At 57.3% G+C, this 20066-nt stretch carries 24 protein-coding genes and 1 pseudogene; 16 read left to right on the top strand and 9 right to left on the bottom strand.

The window, feature by feature from the left end:
• Position 1 precedes the first annotated feature (1 nt).
• On the bottom strand, positions 2-1399 hold the full coding sequence (locus tag C4J91_RS10140; RefSeq protein WP_124362180.1) for an amidohydrolase family protein: 1398 nt from the start codon (positions 1397-1399) through the stop codon (positions 2-4).
• A 143-nt stretch (positions 1400-1542) separates the two neighbouring features.
• Here C4J91_RS10140 and C4J91_RS10135 point away from each other — a divergent pair, with 143 nt between their 5' ends.
• Positions 1543-2454 carry a LysR family transcriptional regulator gene (locus tag C4J91_RS10135; RefSeq protein WP_124362179.1) on the top strand — a complete coding sequence of 304 codons (912 nt, stop codon included), beginning with the start codon at positions 1543-1545 and terminating at the stop codon, positions 2452-2454.
• On the opposite strand, the gene C4J91_RS10130 is transcribed toward C4J91_RS10135, so the two are convergent.
• The 4 genes and pseudogenes from C4J91_RS10130 to C4J91_RS10115 all read right to left on the bottom strand — a co-directional run bounded on the left by C4J91_RS10130 (position 2367) and on the right by C4J91_RS10115 (position 4866).
• Positions 2367-3263, bottom strand: coding sequence for an MFS transporter (locus C4J91_RS10130; RefSeq protein ID WP_256681671.1), 897 nt, complete (start codon positions 3261-3263; stop codon positions 2367-2369). The genes C4J91_RS10135 and C4J91_RS10130 overlap by 88 nt on opposite strands.
• Before the next feature lie 62 nt (positions 3264-3325).
• Positions 3326-3966 (bottom strand): annotated as a pseudogene (locus tag C4J91_RS10125) (transposase); the annotation flags it as partial.
• Between the two features lie 107 nt (positions 3967-4073).
• The gene (locus tag C4J91_RS10120) at positions 4074-4403 is read right to left on the bottom strand and encodes a hypothetical protein (protein WP_124362178.1); all 330 of its coding nucleotides are present in this window, start codon (positions 4401-4403) and stop codon (positions 4074-4076) included.
• A gap of 244 nt (positions 4404-4647) precedes the next feature.
• Positions 4648-4866, bottom strand: a complete 219-nt coding sequence (locus tag C4J91_RS10115; protein WP_124362177.1) for a hypothetical protein — start codon at positions 4864-4866, stop codon at positions 4648-4650.
• A gap of 329 nt (positions 4867-5195) precedes the next feature.
• Between C4J91_RS10115 and C4J91_RS10110 the strand changes: the two genes are divergently transcribed.
• The 9 genes from C4J91_RS10110 to C4J91_RS10070 are packed head-to-tail and all read left to right on the top strand — an operon-like array spanning position 5196 to position 12657.
• On the top strand, positions 5196-5531 hold the full coding sequence (locus C4J91_RS10110) for an RAQPRD family integrative conjugative element protein (protein ID WP_124365133.1): 336 nt from the start codon (positions 5196-5198) through the stop codon (positions 5529-5531).
• Positions 5528-5767, top strand: coding sequence for a TIGR03758 family integrating conjugative element protein (locus C4J91_RS10105; RefSeq protein ID WP_124362176.1), 240 nt, complete (start codon positions 5528-5530; stop codon positions 5765-5767). The genes C4J91_RS10110 and C4J91_RS10105 overlap by 4 nt, the downstream gene beginning before the upstream one ends.
• A gap of 17 nt (positions 5768-5784) precedes the next feature.
• Positions 5785-6156, top strand: coding sequence for a TIGR03745 family integrating conjugative element membrane protein (locus tag C4J91_RS10100; RefSeq protein ID WP_124362175.1), 372 nt, complete (start codon positions 5785-5787; stop codon positions 6154-6156).
• A 7-nt stretch (positions 6157-6163) separates the two neighbouring features.
• Positions 6164-6577 carry a TIGR03750 family conjugal transfer protein gene (locus C4J91_RS10095; protein ID WP_124362174.1) on the top strand — a complete coding sequence of 138 codons (414 nt, stop codon included), beginning with the start codon at positions 6164-6166 and terminating at the stop codon, positions 6575-6577.
• Positions 6574-7215, top strand: a complete 642-nt coding sequence (locus tag C4J91_RS10090) for a PFL_4703 family integrating conjugative element protein (protein WP_124362173.1) — start codon at positions 6574-6576, stop codon at positions 7213-7215. The genes C4J91_RS10095 and C4J91_RS10090 overlap by 4 nt, the downstream gene beginning before the upstream one ends.
• The gene (locus C4J91_RS10085; RefSeq protein WP_124362172.1) at positions 7212-8024 is read left to right on the top strand and encodes a TIGR03749 family integrating conjugative element protein; all 813 of its coding nucleotides are present in this window, start codon (positions 7212-7214) and stop codon (positions 8022-8024) included. Before C4J91_RS10090 ends, C4J91_RS10085 begins: the two co-directional genes overlap by 4 nt.
• A complete protein-coding gene (locus tag C4J91_RS10080; RefSeq protein WP_124362171.1) occupies positions 8014-9531 on the top strand; it encodes a TIGR03752 family integrating conjugative element protein in 1518 nt (505 codons plus the stop codon). Before C4J91_RS10085 ends, C4J91_RS10080 begins: the two co-directional genes overlap by 11 nt.
• Positions 9494-9910, top strand: coding sequence for a TIGR03751 family conjugal transfer lipoprotein (locus tag C4J91_RS10075; protein WP_124362170.1), 417 nt, complete (start codon positions 9494-9496; stop codon positions 9908-9910). The genes C4J91_RS10080 and C4J91_RS10075 overlap by 38 nt, the downstream gene beginning before the upstream one ends.
• Positions 9910-12657: a conjugative transfer ATPase gene (locus C4J91_RS10070; RefSeq protein WP_124362169.1), complete on the top strand. Its 2748-nt coding sequence runs from the start codon at positions 9910-9912 to the stop codon at positions 12655-12657. The genes C4J91_RS10075 and C4J91_RS10070 overlap by 1 nt, the downstream gene beginning before the upstream one ends.
• Positions 12658-12681: 24 nt before the next feature.
• Here C4J91_RS10070 and C4J91_RS10065 read toward each other — a convergent pair whose 3' ends face one another.
• The 3 genes from C4J91_RS10065 to C4J91_RS10055 form a co-directional block, all read right to left on the bottom strand.
• Complete coding sequence (locus C4J91_RS10065; protein WP_124362168.1) at positions 12682-13428, bottom strand: zeta toxin family protein; 747 nt, start codon at positions 13426-13428, stop codon at positions 12682-12684.
• Positions 13425-13673: a hypothetical protein gene (locus C4J91_RS10060; RefSeq protein ID WP_017529804.1), complete on the bottom strand. Its 249-nt coding sequence runs from the start codon at positions 13671-13673 to the stop codon at positions 13425-13427. The genes C4J91_RS10065 and C4J91_RS10060 overlap by 4 nt, the downstream gene beginning before the upstream one ends.
• A gap of 185 nt (positions 13674-13858) precedes the next feature.
• Positions 13859-14116 (bottom strand): LasR-specific antiactivator QslA, encoded by a 258-nt coding sequence (locus tag C4J91_RS10055; RefSeq protein ID WP_124362167.1) that lies wholly within the window; start codon positions 14114-14116, stop codon positions 13859-13861.
• A gap of 158 nt (positions 14117-14274) precedes the next feature.
• Between C4J91_RS10055 and C4J91_RS10050 the strand changes: the two genes are divergently transcribed.
• The 5 genes from C4J91_RS10050 to C4J91_RS10030 all read left to right on the top strand — a co-directional run bounded on the left by C4J91_RS10050 (position 14275) and on the right by C4J91_RS10030 (position 18841).
• Positions 14275-14529: a helix-turn-helix domain-containing protein gene (locus C4J91_RS10050; RefSeq protein WP_124362166.1), complete on the top strand. Its 255-nt coding sequence runs from the start codon at positions 14275-14277 to the stop codon at positions 14527-14529.
• A gap of 115 nt (positions 14530-14644) precedes the next feature.
• The gene (locus tag C4J91_RS10045; RefSeq protein ID WP_124362165.1) at positions 14645-15601 is read left to right on the top strand and encodes a TIGR03756 family integrating conjugative element protein; all 957 of its coding nucleotides are present in this window, start codon (positions 14645-14647) and stop codon (positions 15599-15601) included.
• The gene (locus tag C4J91_RS10040; RefSeq protein WP_124362164.1) at positions 15598-16980 is read left to right on the top strand and encodes an integrating conjugative element protein; all 1383 of its coding nucleotides are present in this window, start codon (positions 15598-15600) and stop codon (positions 16978-16980) included. Before C4J91_RS10045 ends, C4J91_RS10040 begins: the two co-directional genes overlap by 4 nt.
• 3 nt (positions 16981-16983) lie before the next feature.
• Complete coding sequence (locus C4J91_RS10035) at positions 16984-17292, top strand: hypothetical protein (RefSeq protein WP_124362163.1); 309 nt, start codon at positions 16984-16986, stop codon at positions 17290-17292.
• Between the two features lie 10 nt (positions 17293-17302).
• Positions 17303-18841 (top strand): conjugal transfer protein TraG N-terminal domain-containing protein, encoded by a 1539-nt coding sequence (locus C4J91_RS10030; protein WP_124362162.1) that lies wholly within the window; start codon positions 17303-17305, stop codon positions 18839-18841.
• On the opposite strand, the gene C4J91_RS10025 is transcribed toward C4J91_RS10030, so the two are convergent.
• Positions 18834-19244: a DUF3742 family protein gene (locus C4J91_RS10025; RefSeq protein ID WP_164484522.1), complete on the bottom strand. Its 411-nt coding sequence runs from the start codon at positions 19242-19244 to the stop codon at positions 18834-18836. The two genes, C4J91_RS10030 and C4J91_RS10025, sit on opposite strands and share 8 nt — an antisense overlap.
• A gap of 450 nt (positions 19245-19694) precedes the next feature.
• Here C4J91_RS10025 and C4J91_RS10020 point away from each other — a divergent pair, with 450 nt between their 5' ends.
• The gene (locus tag C4J91_RS10020) at positions 19695-20024 is read left to right on the top strand and encodes a hypothetical protein (RefSeq protein WP_124362161.1); all 330 of its coding nucleotides are present in this window, start codon (positions 19695-19697) and stop codon (positions 20022-20024) included.
• Positions 20025-20066: the final 42 nt, after the last annotated feature.

The following is a 20066-nucleotide window of genomic DNA, read 5'->3' as shown; positions in this document are numbered from 1 at the left end:
CTTACTTGGCTGACTCAAGCGGCAGGAATTTCTCGGCAAACATATCCGGCTGATAGCCTGCAGCAGCAAACAGATGCTCACGGGATTCGTCGATCGCCGCACGCAGCCTTTCGCTGTCCACGCCCAGCACCTTGCCGCCCTGCTTGACGATGCGCCCGCCAATAATGACGGTATCGACATTACTGCGTTCGGCCGCGTGTACAACGGTGCCGAATGCGTTGCCTGACGGGTAAAGGTTGATGTCCTGCGCGTTTATAAGGATCAGGTCGGCCTGTTTGCCGGGGGCCAGGCTGCCGACTTTGTCCTGCAATCCGGCACAGGTAGCGCCGTCGAGAGTGGCGGCTTTCAGTAGGCCATGAGCAGGTAGGGTCACCGGATGATGTTCTGCGCCGCAGCAGCGCTGCTGGTGCATGCCCATGACGCGCTGCAGGTAGAACGCCACCCGCATCTCCATGAACATGTCATCGCTGTAGGAGGTTTCGTTATCGACACTCAGCCCCGGACTGATGCCGTGACGCTGGGCCGACTGCATGGCGAACATTCCATCTTCAATGCCGTAGTGGGCATCTGAACGCGGGCATACGTTGACCCGCACGCCAGCCTCGCGAAGGATTTTCCAGCCGGCGTCCGGCAGCGAGGTGCAGTGGTTGAAGATGTTATCGGGGCGCAGCAGACCCTCGCGATGCAAACCCTCCAGCTCAGCTGCCATGTCCCCACCGAAAAATTCGGTAATGATCGGCAGCCCCAGACGCCGGGCTTCAGCCCACAGCTCAAGCTCCAGCTGCGCCATCACCGCCAGCGAGAGCAGTGGGTTGTCGCCGTTCTTGACGTATTTTTCCTGCAGGCGCTCCAGGTTGCCGGGCCAGTGGGCTTTGTCCCACTCACCGGAAACTGGCGCACCGGAGGCGTGTACAGAGCGGATACCAGCATCGAGCAATGCCTCGACTGCGGCGTCAGAATGCGCGCCGGTACGGCTGTTGTGCGAGTTATCGACCACGGTGGTGATGCCGGCATCGATGCAGCCCAATGCAGTCAGCAGGTTGCCGATATACATGTCAGCCGGGCGATAGTATTTAGCGAACGAGAAGTGCGTGGCGTTGCAGTAGTCTTCAAGGGTTTCGGCATTTGGATTGATTCGACGCAGTTGCCCTTCCCAGGAGTGACGGTGCGTATCAACCATGCCCGGCATGGCGATCATGCCGGATGCTTCGATAACAACAGCATCGCCTGCCTCGAGGTTTTCACCAATGGCCGTGATGGTGCTGCCTTCGATAAGGATATCGCCGCGCGCCAGATTGCCGATATCGCCATCCATGCTCAACACAGTGGCGCCACGGATAAGTGTGCGGCCGGCCGGAGCGGCTGGGCCTTGCACGATGCTGCGGTTATATTCAGCCATTTTCTGTACACCTCTTCAAATTTCGTTGGAAGCAATGTACGCAAGGCGATACTGCGGGAAAAAGGTGTAAAACTGTTTTAGTTATTCAATTTCTACGAATAATAAGACCTTTCCCGATCACTGCTTTGAGGCTGCTAACAGTCATGGACCGTATTCAAGCGATGCAGGTTTTCGTCCGTGTGGCTGAAGCAGGAAGCTTTATCCAGGCGGCGCAGACGCTCTCTCTGCCGGCCTCGACAGTTACCAGCAGCGTTAAAAATCTTGAGAAGTACTTGCAGGTGCGCCTGCTGAACAGAACAACGCGGCGAGTCAGCCTGACGCCTGAGGGCGCTCAATATCTGGCGCAATGCAGGGAAATATTGGAGCTGATCGAACACACAGAGAACAGCCTGACGGATTCCGTAAAACGGCCACAGGGGCGTTTGCGTGTCGATATGCCGGGTGGCATTGCACACTTCATCGTCATGCCAAATCTGCAAGACTTTTACCGGCGCTACCCGGATATCTATCTGATGATAGGCGTCAATGACCGGCAGGTTGATCTGATTCAGGAGGGTGTCGATTGCGTCATTCGTACAGGCGAGCTCGATGACTCAACGCTCGTTGCGCGCCCACTCGGACGGTTTCGCTGGGTGACCTGTGCGTCTGCCGCCTATCTCGAAGAGAACGGTACTCCGCAAACCCCGCAAGATTTGTCTCACCATCGATCCATTCATTACTTATCAGGCCGCGCAAGGCAAGCAGGTGAAATGCGCTTTGCCCGTGGCGCTGAAAAGGTCTCAGTCCCGGTCAACGGCACAGCGGCCGTCAACGAGACTGGGCTCTACATCAAAATGTGCCTTGAAGGTTTTGGGTTGGTGCAGCTCGCCGAGAACGTGGTCAGCGAGCATCTGCGAGAAGGGCGGCTGGTCGAAGTGCTTGCTGACTGGCAGCCTGCATCGGTTCCTGTGCACCTGCTATACCCTCATCAGCGCTTTCTTTCGCCAGCCGTGAGTGCATTCGCTGACTGGATTGCCGGGCTTGTTCGCGACGATGATTCAGCATGTTCAAGTTGAACGTTGCGCCCGGCCAGCATGCCAGTGAATGCGCCGGCTACGGAGATTGCGGCTGTGATCAGCAGCGGTGCTGTCCAGCCACCGGTCCAATCGTGCAGTTGGCCCAGCAGCAAGGGGCCTGCAGCTGCCATCAGGTAGCCGACGCACTGCGCCATTCCTGAAAGTGCCGCCGTGTCACCGGCATTTTTTGTGCGCAAGCCGATGAAGGTCAGACCGAGCATCATGATGGCACCAGAGCCCAAGCCCAGGAACGCGGCCCACAACATGGCGTAGTCTGGCGCGTAAATGAGCCCGATCAGGGATGAGGCGGTTAACAGGCTGACGGTAGCGGCTGCCAGTTTCTGGTCTTTGAGACGGCGAAGCGTGGCCGTTAGAATCAGGCCGGGAATGGCCGTGGTCAGTTGAAGCGTGCCGTGTACGGTGGCTGCTGGCTCCGGGGATATGCCATGGTCTATCAGAATCGTCAGCAGCCAGCCGACGGCGACATAAAAAGGCATCGCGTTCAGTCCCATGAAGAGTGTGACCTGCCATGCCAGCGGCGAACGCCAGACGGCCACGGTTGGCGCTTGTTTCGGACCGGACAGATTTACGTGTCCGTGTTTTTTCAACTGCGGCAGCCACACCACCAGCGCCAATAATGGGGCTGCGACCAACAAACTCAGGGCCATCGGCCATCCCCATGATTGGGTCAGCGGCACTATTACGGCTGAACCGACAGCGCCCGCTGCGCCCATCGTTATGGAATAAGGGCCGGTCATGGACGCCATTTTTGTCGGGAAGTCGCGTTTGATCAGGCCGGGCAGCAGCACGTTGCCCAGGGCGACCCCAGTGCCTATCAATATCGTACCGGCGTACAACGCCCACGCGCTGCCATCGCTTGAAGTTCCTTCATTTGCATTTAAGCTTGGCGATTTTCTCTTCCAGCCGCACGGCGCTGGGCTCGGAAGCTGTGGGTTCTTGCTGGTCGGCAGAGTCGAGTGCCGCCAGCTAACGATTGATACTCGATTCAATTTCTTCTATTCGCCGCTTCAGCTTGGCGCTGGTAAAATTGCGGTCGCGGTTGTTGACTGCTTTGAATTTACCGCCATCGATGGCGATCAAATTTTCTCCGAACAGTCCCAACTGCTGACACAGCACAACGAACTGGCGACAGACGCCTCGGATGGCCTTGCTGTTGTCGTTCCGGAAGTTAGCGATGGTTTTGAAATCTGGCATCAAACGCCAGGGCAGCCACATCAGCTCGACGTTGCGCTGGGCTCCTCGTTCCAAACGTCGGCTCGACTGGATGCGGTTGAGATAACCGTGGATATAGATCTTCAGCAGGATTGCGAGGTAGTAACCAGGCCGGCCTGTATCAACAGGAATAGCACCGTCAAAACCCAGACTGGCCACGTCGAGTTCATCGACGAAGGCGTCGGCTATGCGCACCGGATTTGTATCGCTGACGTAATCGTCAAGGCTTTCGGGAAGTAACGTGCCTTGGCCTCGATATTCCCCTTGGATAAAAGTCATGGCGATCCTTGCGATGAATTCTGAAATCATAGCGAGTGTTCGCGAAGGCGTTTTTACACACTCTGGGCCAGAAGCAGACTGACTTACCGCATACTCGGAAATATGGTTTACATCGACTGGACCGACGCCACTTCTACATACCGGAATTTTTTTCTGGCTGCTTTGGTGGCTTCCTGCTCTGCCAGCAACGTACTGAGAGTATCGGCTTCATGGGCGATCTCAAGCGTCTTTCCTTCAAACTCATTGCTCACACGAAGAGTTACCCGAAGCCTTGGGGTAAAGGCTTTGGGGGCTTTCTTTTTCGCCATTTTTGATACGGGTGCGGCAACGAAGTCCGGCTGGATTTTTTCCACGGGAACGGTGCTCATCGGCGCAGCTATTTCAGCGTTGCCGAACAATGCTTGGCGCATCTCTTCTTCGGTCAATTTTTTGTTCATGCTGGTTCTCAAGCGCCTGATCACTAAACCAGTGTAATTCTAACAGCTAATCTTGGCGAGGCAGTTTCCAGCTACCGGAATGTTTCCTGAACACTACTCTCCGGTGGGGAACAAGGCTGGTCAATTCGCATCGGACTCCCCACATCTCAAATGATCAGATCCAACGAATAAAGCGACAGGTTACAGGTTAATTCAACAGAATCACTTCGGTACTTGCAAGCGTGTAGCGGGCGTTAGAGGATGCCTATAACTGACGTAGCCGCATAATCGCATCAGTGATGGCTCGGGCATTTTGGTCGAGCGTTTCCATGGCCCCCATTGCGTTAACGGCGACACTTTCCACTCCATTCTCTGAGATCCATTTGGTCACCTCTTCAAGGGCGGCTGCTAGGGCGTGCTGGTTGTGCAGGAGCAGTGTGAGAGCGTCCGCTGTGGCTATGTTGGCTTCAGAGTTATCTGACATGGGGATCATCCTTGAGTAAGTGGTATTGGAAGACTAGTTAAACACACCGTTGGCTGGAGCTATTTCTCCCAGACCCGCTGACACCTGGAGGTATTTGCACTGACTTAACGACTCATTTGCACGACCTCAGTAAGCCCTCATAAATCGAGCTCGTATTTGCGCTCCAATTCACTTCCTTTCTCCGCGACATAACCTCGACACAGGGAACAAGCTCGCTACATCGTCAGCGCCGGTATCGAAATAAAATGACGTCGCGCACTTCGTATTTTTTACTGCTGAGCCCTATTCGTCAGTTGGATGCTAGCCCCATAACCAAATGGGCTATGCACATGCCAACTGTATTTTGCCGAATCTGCTGCCTGCTCGTACTGACCACGTTCAATAGTGGCAGCTATGCCGCATCTGCTCATGAACAGGAGCAGTTGAGTCTGATTTTGCAGCAACTCGACGCTATCGAACATCTTGCGACAAGAGCCCAGACAGCTAGCCAGGATGAATCAACCGAGCGTTATCGCTTCGACTATCCCCACCTAACTCGAGACATCCAGCGCATCCGCCAGGGTGTGCAGGACTATCTCTCCCCCTCCCGCGCTCAACCTCGCGATCCCCGTGAAATGGTCGGTGATTACCGACTTGATACCCCGTCTGCGGAGCCTTCGCCATGAGCATGACTGACGCTCAGACCGCCGCCTTTCAAAACGCTTCCGGCTTCTCGGCACAGAGCAGTTCGGCGCTTTGGATTTCCATGGTTATGGTCCTGGCGTTGCTGTGGTGTGCCTGGGTGATGTGGACCGCTTACCGAGGTTGGGCCACCGGCAATGTGCGTTTTGGAGCCTTCGGCGGAAACGCTGCGCGCGTACTGCTTACCTTGCTGATTTTGATGTTCTTCACCCTGTCCTAACACCGGAGATCGCCATCATGCTCAAGTGCCTTGTCCCCCTTAAAAACAACCTGCGTGATCGTGCAAGCCAACGCCTGATCGGTCTGCTGCTGGTCCTTGGGCCAGGCCTAGCCTTTGCCGAGCTACCGACCATGGAGGCGCCTTCCCGAGGCGAAGGTTCGGGATTGATCGAGACGATCAAAAACTACGCCTACGACGCCGGCATTCTACTAGGTCTGCTGATTGCCCTGCTCGCGTTTCTCGGCGTGGCTTGGCATTCCCTGACCGTATTTGCCGACGTCCAAAACCAGCGCAAGACCTGGAAAGACCTCGGCGCGGTAGTTGGTATCGGCGCTCTGTTGGTGGTGATCATCATCTGGTTCCTCACCAAAGCTTCCGCGATTCTCTGAGGTTGGCATGAACGACACTATCGAACGCCTTGCCGACGGCACTTTGGTCTTTCTGCCGGAGCGACTCAATCGTGATCCCGCCGTATTGCGCGGTTTAACCAATGATGAAATGTGGGTGGCCCTAGGCACCGGCGCCGTCATTGGCCTGCTGGTGGGCGTTCCTCTGGCAATCGCCACCGCCTCGATTGCCATGGCGCCGACCAGCATGATCGCAGGCATGACAGTGGTGTTGTTGGTTGGGGGCACGCTACTGCGTCGGGCCAAACGGGCTCGACCGGAGACCTGGTTGTACCGCAAGCTCGAATGGATACTCGCCAGCCGTTGGCGCCTGGGGCGTGGAAGTTTGATTCTCCACTCCGGTGCCTGGACAGTTCGCCGTTCGCGTCGACTGCGCCCTGCCCTGTCTCGGTGGCAGCCATGAGTCGATTTCGAAACAAGGTCGATGCCCAACAGGCCCATATCTTCAGCCTACGTCTGGCGATAGTGACGCTCGCCCTGCTCAGCGCCGGACTATGGTATGGCTGGCGCTCAGCACCAACCGATCTGACCGTGCATGTCCCCCCTGATCTGCGCGCGGGCAGCACGCGCAAGTGGTGGGATGTTCCCCCAGAGAATGTGTATGCCTTTGCCCTGTACATCTTTGGCCAACTCAACCGCTGGCCCTCGGATGGCGAACAGGATTATCGCCGCGCGATCTATGGCTTGCAGTCCTACCTGACACCCGCCTGCAAGGCCTTCCTCGATGGCGACTACGAGTATCGCAAGGCCGCAGGCGAACTGCGTCAACGGGTGCGTGGCGTCTACGAAATTCTAGGCCGAGGCTACAGTGAAGATCCGGAACTGCGGGTCAAGCAACTCGATCGCGACAGCTGGCTGGTCACACTCGACCTCAACGCTGATGAGTATTACGCCGCCGAACCGGTGAAACGGGTGGTCGTGCGTTATCCGTTACGGGTGGTGCGGTTCGATCTGGACCCCGAACGCAATAAGTGGGGCCTTGCACTGGATTGCTATCAGGGCACGCCGCAAAAAATCTCCCCGCCTGGAGGTGAACCATGAAGCGGATTTCTACCCTGGGACTCAGCCTCACACTGATGCTATCGGGCGCAGCCGCGCAGGCCATCGAACTGATGCACTGGGAACGCCTACCGCTCGCGGTCCCACTGGTGATCAATCAGGAACGAGTGGTCTTTATCGATGAAGCTGTTCGTGTCGGCGTGCCTTCCGCTCTGAAGGATAAACTGCGCGTGCAATCAACCGGAGGCACGCTGTACCTGCGCGCGTCGGAAGCCATTGCACCGACACGACTGCAGCTGCAATCGGTTAAGACGGGCGAGATCATCCTCTTGGATATCGCGGCCACGCCTGGCGATCAACCCCTGGAGCCCGTGCGTATTCTCAAGAATGCTCCGATGCAAGCTATCGAGTCTGAATCGAGCACCGTCCCCGTTCCCGAACGTACACCGATCCCGGACGCGTTGACGCGCTACGCCGCGCAAAGCCTGTACGCGCCGCTGCGCACCGTGGAGTCCCTGCCCGGTGTACGCCGCGTCCCGCTCAAGCTGCGCACCGAACTGCCGACCCTGCTGCCGAGCGAAAACGTTTCCAGCACACCTATCGCCGCCTGGCGGCTTGGTGACTATTGGGTGACGACCGTGAAGTTGCGCAATCGAGGTACAGCGACGGTGCAACTAGATCCACGTGGACTGCAGGCAAAGCTGTTCGCCGCGACCTTCCAGCATGCTTTCCTCGGGCCGGTCGGCAGCGCGGAAGACACCACGATTGCCTACCTCATCACTCGCGGTGCCGGCCTCGAACACGCCCTGATGCTTCCGCCCGTTGCGCGGGGTGCTGACGATGAAGGCTAACGCCTTGCTCAAATGGCTGGTACCGGCTGCGCTGCTGGCCGTGGTACTGATCATCATGAAAAGCTGGGTCGCGGGAGGCAGCAAGCCGTCTCCAGAGCACCCAGTTGATCAGGGCGATATTCAATTATCTGCCGAGCAAGCCAAGTCGCTCGGCATTGCGGGCGATACCCCACGCGACACGGTCGCCACCTTGGTAGGCCAAGTGAAGGCCATGCGCAGCGACATGCTAGGTTTGAAGAAACACAACGATTCGCTGCAGACGGAGAACAACCGCCTGCGCGAGCGGGAAAACAGCGTCGACTCGCGTATTCAGACGGCACTTGGCAGTGTGACCCAGCAGGTAGACGAAGGCCGCCGGCAAGCCGATGAAGCACGCATCAAAGCGGAACAAGACAGTCGTCAGGCTAGCGGTCTGCTGACGCAATTGCAGGAACAGTTGTCGGGGCTGACCGGCAAAGGCAAGGATATGCCGATCGGACTGGGTCTTGAACCGGGCGATGGGGACCAGTTCGAAGGGCGGCATACTGCCAACGATGCGCTGCAGTGGATTGAACCCTCGGATGCTCCCTCCACCGAAGCCCGAGGTAAAACCAAGACCTCTTCCGCACCGAGTCTGCCTAATGCCTTCAACTCGCTCGAGGGCTTGAAGGACAATGCCATCAACCGCAGCCAAAAGCAGTTACGCGAGGTCACCAAGGGTGAGCGTGACCTGACGCGATCCGGTGATCGTACCGAAGGTGCGCAGCCGGTCTACACCATTCCCGAAAATGCGACATTGATGGGCTCGGTCGCCATGACCGCGCTGATCGGCCGAGTCCCTGTGGACGGCACCGTGAATGATCCCTATCCCTTCAAGGTGCTGGTCGGCCCCGAGAACCTAACGGCCAACGGCATCGACCTGCCGGACGTCGCAGGGGCCGTGATGAGCGGCACAGCCTCCGGTGACTGGACCTTGTCTTGCGTACGCGGACAGGTCGAGTCGATCACCTTTGTGTTTACGGATGGCACCATCCGCACGGTGCCTCAGCCAAAGACGGTCTCCAGCCGCAATGCCTCCACCACCCAGAGCTCAAATACCGACAAGATCCGCGGTGGACTCGGTTACCTCTCCGATCCGTATGGCATTCCTTGCATTGCCGGCGAGCGTCGCTCGAATGCTCAGCAGTACTTGGGCAGTCAGACTCTGATCACTGCCGCCGGTGCTGGCGTCGCCGCCCTGCTCGGGAATGAACAGAACAACAGCAGCGTCATCAGTTCGGGCGGCAGTGCCTTCGGGGTCACTAACAACAGTGGTAATAGCGCACTGACCTCAATTCTCAGTAGTGGGGCCAGCGACATTCGAGAGTGGGTCAACAAACTGTATGGCGAAGCCTTTGCTGCCGTGTACGTACCACCGGCAGCAGAAGTCGCCCTGCATCTCGACCATGAGATCACCATCGACTACGAGCCCAAGGGCCGGAGTGTTCGCCATGAAAAAGACCATGCTTCTCTGCCTAACCTGGATTAGCTTGATCTGCGGGGTCCTGACGGGGTGTTCCACCGACAAGGACACACTTTTGCCTCATGGCGAGCAGACCATGCTGGACATCTGGAACGGCGCCGGCTCACAGGGCACTCAGCAGCAGCTGTTGGATGCTCGACAACAGTTGCGCCGCCCATTGGCTCAAACAGATCTCTCCGCTGCGCTCCAGGAACCGTACACGCGTACAGCAGCGAATGAAATTCGCAACCTGTTCCCTCGCCTGCCCAACCCAGATTTGGTGATGTACGTATATCCGCATCTGAGTGGTACCGAGCAGGCACCAGTGCCTGGATACTCGACCGTCTTTCCATTCTATCAACGGGTGCAGTACGCACTGCCAGGTGAACGCCAGGAAGATCTGTAATGTGTAGCGACGATGCGAGCAACCGCAATTCCGCCTGGAAAGCCTGGCGCAACCCACTGCGCCCACGCGCCACAATGGCCGATGAAGCTGCGCTCTATACACATAATCCCAGCTTCACCGATCATCTGCCATGGGTCGAATACCTCGACACCGAGCAGTGTTTTCTGCTCGATGACAATCGCTCAGTGGGTGCGGTGTTCGAGTTGCTGCCCATCGGCACCGAAGGGCGCGAACCCGATTGGCTAATGGCAGCCCGCGATGCCCTCGAAGATGCCCTGCAGGATAGCTTTGACGAGCTGGATCAAACGCCTTGGGTGGCGCAGTTTTTCTGCCAGGACGATAACGACTTCACCCCCTACCTGACGCGGCTCACCGATTATATTCAAGACAGCGCGCGAGGCACGGTCTTCACCGAAACGTTTTTGGAACTCAGTCATCGTCATCTGAAGGCCATCGCCAAGCCGGGAGGTCTGTTCGAGGACAAGGCCGTCACGCGCCTACCCTGGCGCGGCAATAATCGACGGGTGCGCCTGGTGATCTATCGCTGGCTTGAGGATGGCATTGAGGAGATGGGACTTACCCCGGTGCAATCCCTGCAACAGGCTTGCGAACGTATCGTGGCTTCGTTGCAGGCCTGCGGCGTGCAATCGGCACGCGTTGATGGCCGCGGTTTGTATGCCTGGTTATTGCCCTGGCTCAATCCGGCACCCAGGCTCACGAATGAAACGCCCGAGGGCTTTTACCAACGTGTTGCCTATCCAGAGCCTGCTAATGGCGGGTCGCTGGAATTGCCCTTCGATCACGACTTCGCCGAACGGTTGTTCTTCAACGAACCGTGTTCGGATGTGCAACGAGGACTCTGGTACTTCGATGGGCAACCCCATCGGGTCATGGTGGTGGACAAACTGCGGCGGCCTCCCTTGATTGGTCAACTCACTGGTGAAACTCGCAAGGGCGACGCGGTGAATGCGCTGTTCGACCAGTTACCCGAAGGCACGGTGATGAGTCTGACCCTGGTGGTCAAACCCCAAGATGTGCTCGAGGAGCAGCTGAACCGTCTGGCGCGCAAAGCCATCGGTGAAAACCTGGCCTCGACCCAGACCCGCCAGGATGTTGAAGAGGCTCGCGCGATCATCGGCCGTCAGCACAAGCTATACCGGGGCACCCTGGCATTTTACGTGCGCGGTCACGATGAACAGCAATTGCACCAGCGATCGGTCAGCCTGGTCAACGCGCTGTTGGGCGCGGGGCTGCAACCGGTACGTGAGGGCGATGAAGTCGCCGCGTGCAACAGTTACCTGCGTTGGCTGCCGATGACTTACAACCCGGCCCGCGACACACGCAACTGGTACACACGCCTGATGTTCGCTCAACACTTGGCAAATCTCGTTCCCATCTGGGGTCGCAGCACCGGCACCGGCCACCCGGGCATCACACTGTTCAATCGTGGTGGCTCGCCGTTGAGCTTTGATCCGTTGTCACGCCTAGACCGGGCCATGAACGGCCATCTGCTGTTATTCGGCCCGACCGGCGCCGGTAAATCGGCCACCCTGGTCACCCTGCTGATGCAGGTCATGGCGGTGTACCGCCCTCGCCTGTTCATCGTTGAGGCCGGTAACTCATTCGGTTTACAGGGCGACTACTTCGCAACGCAAGGCCTGTCGGTCAACAAGGTCCAATTGAAACCTGGTACCGCGGTCAGCCTCGCCCCGTTCGCCGATGCCTGGCGCCTGGTCGAGCAGCCGGATCAGGTGGCGAGTCTATTGATCGATGAGTGGGACGATGAGGTGGTGACCAGTCGCGAAGACCAGCGCGATGTTCTCGGCGAACTGGAAATTACCGCCCGGCTGATGATCACCGGCGGCGAAGCCAAGGAAGAAGCGCGCCTGAGTCGAGCCGATCGCAGCTTGATCCGCGAGTGCATCCTAGATGCGGCACAGACCTGTGTCGCAGCGGAGCGCCAGGTACTGGCCCGCGACGTGCGCGACGCCTTGCTGCGCGTCGCCGCCGACTCGCACTTGCCGGAGAAGCGTCGTGAGCGTGCCCAGGAAATGGGCGAGTCCATGGACCTGTTTTGCCAGGGTTTCGAGGGTGAACTGTTCGATCGTGAAGGCACGCCTTGGCCCGAGAGCGATGTGACCATTGTCGACCTGGCCACTTATGCTCGCGAAGGCTATGAGGCTCAAATGTCCATCAGCTACATCAGCCTGATGAACACCGTGAACAACCTTGCTGAGCGAGACCAGTACCTGGGCCGACCGATCATCATGGTCACCGACGAGGGCCATATCATCACCAAAAACCCGCTGCTGGCGCCATTCGTGGTCAAGGGCACGAAGATGTGGCGCAAGCTCGGCGCTTGGTTCTGGCTGGCGACGCAAAACCTTGCCGACTTTCCTTCCGCCGCGCAGACCATGCTGAACATGATCGAATGGTGGATTTGTTTGAACATGCCGCCCGCGGAAATCGAAGAAATAGCACGGTTCAAGAAACTCACGCCGGCACAGAAAGCCTTGCTGCTCTCCGCCAGTAAGGAGCCCGGAAAATACACTGAGGGAGTCGTGCTCTCGAAGAAGCTCGAAACGCTGTTTCGGGCCGTGCCGCCCAGCCTTTATCTCGCCCTGGCCATGACGGAGCCCGAGGAAAAAGCCGAACGCTGGACACTGATGCAGAGCACCGGCTGCTCGGAATTGGAGGTGGCTTACCGGGTAGCTGAACGAATCGATAGGATGCGAGGAATTAAGTGAAACGGAGCTGATCCTAGGTTTCGATCAACCCGGCAGCAAATCCTTGAACACCTTCTCCACGTAGGCTTGCATGAACCAGTCAGGGATCTCATCAGCCCTGAATTCAAGGTCAGTCCCGTCCGTTACTTCAGCGAGCAGCACCAGATCAGCGCCGGAGTTATCAAAGATATAAGCCCGGTTCGAGGCTGCGATGGCTGCTGGCAATAGGTTCAGGCAACGACCGTAGCGCTGCACAATTTTTTCCGTGGGGACTGGGTGCCCACCTGCCGCGACACGGTTCTTGACCCTGTTGATGTTGATGTCAGGATCTTCAGTGGCGACAAAGTAGAGGTAGGTTCGATATCCCGACGCTTTTGCCTTAAGCATAAAAGCGACTTTGTCCTCGCTAGACATCACCGTTTCGAAGGTGAAAGACAACTGGGCTTCAAGGAGCTTGTGCCGGATGAAATCAGAGAGCACGGAAGCAAAATAGGAGTTCATCGCGACGGACTGGAAATTCAGGCCGTTATTGCTGAAGCCTATTTTGGATGCCTCTTCAACGAGCTGGGTCGACCGAATCAGTCGGTGCGCCTTGATAAAGCCGAGAACCTCGTCACCTTCGACTTCCAGTTGAAAATCGCTGAACTCCAGGCGTCCCCCCTCTTTGGCAGCCTTTTCGATTTCATCCGGGTTGATGTAGATCCCGATCAGGTGGGAAGGGACGGCACTTTTCATTGTGCTTTTACCGGAACCATTAGGGCCGGCAAACACCCTCAGCCGAGGGACGGTCATGAGCAGCGGTGCACCTTGATAATCCCGCCCAAGGTCACTTTATGCTTGGGCTTGGCCACTCGAATAACCTTGTGCTTACCGTCGGCAGTCGTCTCAACGAGCTTGCCGTCCATGACTTCCATCACGCTGCGTCCGGCCGCCAGCGCGTTGATATAGGCCGTATTGATCGCACCTTCAGCCATGGCTGGGATTTTACCCTCCAGTCGGCTCACCAGATCGTCACTCAACACTTGGTCGGCTTTCATATCGCGCTCCACGTTCTCAGAGCGTGCAGAATCTGCACTTATCAGAATCCTAGCTACGTAAATCTGTTTATCACAGACCAACGTCACTTCTGTCAGATCTCCATTCTAGAGGAATGGAGCCTGGAACCATACCTTCCAGTAAATTTTCCCGTGTAGGCCATATCGTCAGGGTTGGAGCCGCACGGCTACGATGAAACGCCTTGAAGCCGTTGCTGAATTCTCAATAAAAATCCTGCTTCGAAAGCATCCTGAGATTCTCCTGCCGGACAAGTCTTCCGTGCCTGCGCCAGTTCCCACCACAGCGGTACGTCACCGGGTGTATTAAGCCAGGCCTGGGCGCATTGCACGCCACGTTCGATCATAGGCGCAAATTCGCTGCCCCACGGTGTCAGAAGACTCGGGCAGCCGTCCGCCGCCGGAATTGAAACGTAATTTTCGTCCATAGACACCTTAGCTTTCGATTATTTATTAATGCTCGGTCTGTTCTAAGCAGCATAGAAACAAAATTGACACTCGGCTTAAGCATCAAAAAAGCCCGAATCAGAGCCAATGTAGACTATATCCCGTGGATTGAGAGTCCCTCAAGGCGCAGTTTGCGCGCATGACTCAAGACTACGAACAGCTTCGTCTGCAACTGGCGGAAAACATCCGCTCAATGCGGCGTGTGAAGAACCTTACCCAGGAGCAATTGGCGCTCATGGCCGAGGTGGATCGTACCTATGTGAGTCAAATCGAACGGGGGGTAGGCAACCCGTCGTTATTGGTACTCTGCAAACTCGCCAACATTTTCGAGATCAAAACGGATCAGTTGCTCATTGAGTCTGACGCGCTTGCTAGTACGCTAAGCGCTGAATGACCCTCTGCTGATCTAGAAGGTATCTGTAAACCGACAATCCTGCGTTCGGCTTTCTCACTGACACCCCTCTCTCGATTATTGAACCTGTCCAGGCCATACACCCAGAGCCTGGATCATGTCTGCTGCCTGCCCGCACATTTCGCCCCAGAAGTTACATCCTTTGGTGCTGAGCATTCTGCTGGCATCCGGGCCGAGTACGGCGCTGGATACCGTCAGCATTACCGCCTCTGTGCTTTCTCCAGACTGTTTCGAGTACAGGGTCGTCGGCATCTGCTTCTGGTTGCTCTGCACTCCCTTTGGCTGCACGGTTAAAACCTCAACCAAGGTTCGTCATTTCATTCCTGAACTAGTGATCTCGAGCTATGCCACCACCGGTAGCAATCCGTGGACTGAGATGGCCGCTCTCTCCTATCCCATCAGCGGTGCGGAAGGTGGCGGTAATCTGATCACGCCGAATAACCAGCGCGACAATCTTCTTCGTTTCAAAAACGTTGATGGTATCGGCCATCCAGGTGGCTGGGCCGCCACCCGCCTGGCCTCACAATCCGGCTACGCCTGCGCCAGCGGCGCCACTGCGTTCATGTCCTACTACTTGAGCACTTTGGACTCACTGGCCTGGCGTCATGGCATCCCTGAAAGCCTTTATCCCGAGTCGCTCTTGCCGGGAGTCCATGAGATCGGTCGTCAACTGGCAGGGAACATGTGGGGCAATGTCTATCCCCGGCAAGGATTTCTGGTACAACCCGACGACTTCAAAGCCGCTGCGGTGATGGCGCAGCGGGCGGGTGATTTCATTACTCGCAACTGGCAGCCGCATGTGTACTTACCGCTCACACCCGCTCCTCGCGACGGTTACTGGCCTCCCGGCCCGATAATTGAAAACGATGCTTCGACTCACAAATGGCAGTTGCTCTACCCTCAGGTTCAACCCACATGTGCCATTTTCCCCAGCAATCCGGTGCAGAGCACGGATGGCGGCTACGCCTGGTCGCTGTGGCGTCCCTATAGCTGCTGTAAGCGTGAGGGGCAGACCTTCCTGTTCAGCATCGACTTCGAAGGCAGTGCTTCATGAGTCGGCTTCTTGCAGGACCATGGTTGGGCCCGAGGAGTTTGTTGCTCTGCGGACTGCTCGCCGTGGCCACGCATGCCCACACCGCCGAGGACGATTACCGTCTAGGCACTCAAGGCGAAGTGCTCGACGACCGGGTGATGTACACCATCGGTGGCGGCTCGGCAGCGGGCTCGCCGAGCTCGCTCTATCGCCCCAACGGGCTCGGTGTCGGCGGATCCTGGCAAGCGAACATGATGTGCGGAAACATGAGCCTCACCAACACCTTGCAAAACCAGTTGAACGGCGTCACCGAAGGGTTCCAGCAGATCATGGGCAGCATTGTACAGAACGCGACCCAAGCGGTGATGTCGCTGCCTGCGTTGATCATCCAGCGCGCCAACCCCGGGCTTTATGAGTTGTTGAGTAACGGGGTGATGCAAGGGCGCATCGACTTCGACCGTTCCAAACTGACCTGCCAGGCCATGGCCGAGAAGATGGCTGACAAGGTCGGCCAAGCCGGCTGGGGCGCATTGGCCAAGAACCAGGAGATGCAGGGCAACCTCGAACAAACCGGCGGTGATGCGGTGGCCGCGGTGAAAAACACCGAGGCCCGTAACGGCAATAATGGGGTGTCATGGGTCGGCGGCTCAAAGGCTGGCGGTGTTGGGCAGACGCCCATTCGGGCAACATCCGATGTGGTGCGTGCGGGCTACAACCTGCTACATAACCGATCGGTGGATGACAGCGCTTCGATCAGTAGTGGCGATTGCCTGGGGGGCGCTATTTGCCAGGCCTGGGCCTCCCCCCAGGAAGAGTCCGAATGGGCCGTTCGCGTGTTGGGCGAAAGCGAAGTCGCGACCTGTGATACCTGCGAAACCCTTCGGACGACCGCCGGCAGCGGACTGACACCGCTAATCCAGGAAGCCTACAACGAACGCGTCAAGTCCCTGCAAGGGCTGCTCTCAGGCTCCCTGCCGCCTACCCCCGACAACCTGGCCAAAGCCTCCAGCCCGATGCTGCCGGTGACCCGTGGCGTGATCGAGGCCTTGCGTGATGATCCTGATCAGGAGCTGCTGGCGCGACGCCTAGCCAGCGAGACAGCCTTGTCCAGTGTGCTCGATAAGGCGCTCCTGCTGCTGCGCACGCTGCTGGCAGGCAGTCACGAACCGAACATCGCTTCAGCCGAACCGGCACAGACGGCCTTGACGAAAAACATCGACACCCTGGAGCGCGAAATACGCCTGCTGCAGACCGAGCTGCAGGTCCGGCAGATGCTCGCCACCAATACCGCCAGTCTGGTCCTCGACCGGCATGCCGGTGGTGCCGATGCGTCGCGCACCGTCGAGCAAGGCGACCCCGAACTTAGGCGACTCAACGACGCTGACGCCAGGCGCAAGTGAGCCATGAAACGCTCACCGCTAGTCACTTTGCTTTCAGGCCTGGGCATTGCCGCGGTGATGGTCCTGGCCGCCGCACTGGTCGCCTGGATCGGCCGCACTGCGCTGGGCAGTTTCGAGGTCTGGCAGCATGCCTTGGAATCGATACGGCCTTACCTGGGGTGGTGGCGTGCCCTGCTCTACGGCGTCCTATTAGCACTCTGGTGGGACCTGCTGAGGCGCTACCAACATCGACCACAGGACCGACTGCGCGTGAAGCGCGCCGGGACATTAGGGCTCTTGCTCTTTACCTGCGTCGAGCTCACTCGATTGTGAGGTCACCACTATGCTCATGAGCACCAACAGCTACCTGGAGTTTTACCTCTCCCTGCTGGCATGGATCATCAACAACGGTATCTGGAACGTCATGTCCGATACTGGATTATTCGCCGCGCCCTTCGGCGCGATCATCTTGCAAGAGTGGTTGTCGGCCCGTCAGCAAGGCGCGGATGAAGGCAACAAGGGATTGCTCTCTGTGCCGCGGATTGAGAACCGATTATGGCTGGCCTATATCGTAGTACTGTTCGCCTGTGCGCCCGTCTTTCCGTTGAACCTTGCCTCAATGGCGTTCGATGATGCGGCAAGCCAGCACTGCGGCATTAGTGTGGCCAAGCCAGCGGAAACCGCTTGGGGCAACACGTTCAACACCATCGGCGAACGCTCTGCCAACGTGCCGATCTGGTGGTTTCTGGTTCACGCCTTAAGTAAAGGAGTGACCGCAGCGGCCACCTCCTCCATCCCCTGTGCACCGGATATCCGACAGATGCGCATGGAGATCGACAGTTCGCGCATCGATAACCAGGTACTGCTGCAGGAAGTCGCAGACTTCACTCGTGACTGCTACGGCTATTCTCGCTCTCGGCTGTTCACCAATCGTCCACAGCTGGACAAGGTGCAAAGTCATGATGCGTCCTGGATCGGCTCAAGCTATTTTCTCGACACTCCGGGCTACTACGACACCGACCGCTCACGGACACCACGAGTCAGTTGGCCCTACGATGAAACCCGTGATATTTCCTTGCCACGGCTGGAGAATGGCGCGGGCTACCCCACTTGCAAACAGTGGTGGAATGACAGCGGTGTCGGGTTGCGCGAGCGCTTGATCGAGCAAGTCGACCCTTCGTTACTGACTCAGCTGAAAGGCTGGTTGACTGGCCGCTCAAGCAACGAGATCGAGGATGCCACCCTGCGCGAACTGGTCAGCCCGCGCCAACAATCGATGTCCATGTCGCCCGGACAGGTGTACCAGGACTATGGCTCCAGTGCTCGCGGCGGGTCGATCAATCAGGGGCTTAATAACCTGGCCACCAACACTGGGCTGGCTCTCGGATCCTTCAGCAATTTCCCGGCGATGAACGCGCTACGCGCCGCTCTGCCGATGGTGCAGGCTTTCCTGATCATGGGCGTCATCATCAGCTTGCCGCTGATCCTGCTGGTCAGTACCTACCAGCTAAAGACCATCATGACGGTGACGTTCGCGCTGTTCACGCTGCACATGCTGACCTTCTGGTGGGAGTTGGCCCGCTGGGTCGACTCCAGCATGCTCGACACCTTGTATAACCAAGTGTCGGCGTCCAATCAGGTGCTGCTGTCGCTGCCCACATCCGGTTTTATGGACGGAACAGTCACGGCGCAGGTGATTGAGTATGTGATGGGGGCGATGTTCTTGGTTCTGCCAGGACTATTTCTAGTTGTCATGAGCTGGGCAGGCTACTCAATTGGCAGCAGCCTTGAAGGGATGCTAGGAAGTGCGAGCAAAGCAGCGCATGGCGCGGCAAGCAAAGGCACAGATCAGTTGATGGGTGCTACGAAAAGAGTCATCTGACATCACTACTCGATGATTTGGAATGCCCAATGTAATGGCCATCGTCGTCGTAATTACCTAGATAGGAGTTGGCCCCTAAAAAGTCTGGACCTGGGTCATTGTCTTCAAGATCCGTGTCAATGGCAGCCTTGGACACCAGAAGTCCAATCACAGCAATCATCGTTACGACAGAAGCGACCAACCAGAAACCGATAAAGAGCAACCCAAGGAGGAATGCCAGCTTCGTAACCAGAAAGGTCCCGCGGATCAACAGCCCACCCGCAGGCATACCTGTCGCCGCCGCACGTTTAGCTACGCGGGATTCAAATCCTTTCAACCTGCGATAAACACGTTTTACCGACATACCGCATGCATATGCCCAGCGGTGTGCGCGGGAGATTTGAAGTGGCTGCTGAGCGGACATGATTGCGTCCTCTTCTGAGCGTATTCCTGTGGAAATTGAAATTACAGACTACTACTGAAAACCGCCCATGCTTAACCGTTTATCAGCTTGCTCGGTTGAAAAACTCTTCACTGGAAGACAGAAGACGCAGCTCGTGCACCTGCGCCTCTATGGCCGTTGACCCATCCATATCATCCAGTTACATAGAGGGTACGGATCGCTGTTATCGACAGCACCTTCCCAGGTAGCCAGAGCCTTCAAAGCTACGTCACTCCGGTGATGGTTCCCCCCAAGTGCGATTAGCGTTCGGTGGCTCGCACGGTCACGCTTCGCGGTGATGAACGCCTACTGCTCTCCCGAGCGTCTTTCGAGCTCGGCTCGTCCCAAACCCTCTTGCTTTTCTTCAACCCACCGCAGGGAAATTTTTTCCCCTATGGGACAGGTTTCTTCGCGCTATCAACGGAGGCACCCATGTCCGACTCATTCACAAGCGAAGCACTGAACACTCTGCACTTGCCCGTTGTATTCACTCCAGACGCGTGGCAACACGCAGTATTGATCGATGGTTCAAGCCATCCTGAAAAGCTGCAGCTCGATAGGCTGAGCAACATCGTACGCGCAGCCTTCAAAGCTCACCTGGCCGATCCAAACGCACCTTACGTGGTGTTTAAGGTAGCCAAGTTCGTCTCGGCGAGTGATGCTGATCATGAACCATTACTGCGACTGAGCCTCAGCCTACTTCAGGCATCAGACCAACCTAACGCGTTACTGATAGCGCTTGCGGAAGAGCATCGACGCTGAACACAAACGACCATACCCGGCCGCCGATCCACACTCAAACTG

The sequence above is a fragment of the Pseudomonas sp. R3-52-08 genome (assembly GCF_003851745.1).
Classification (GTDB): Bacteria; Pseudomonadota; Gammaproteobacteria; order Pseudomonadales; family Pseudomonadaceae; genus Aquipseudomonas.
Note: the sequence above shows the minus strand (reverse complement) of the source record. Positions and strands in the feature narration are given on the sequence as shown.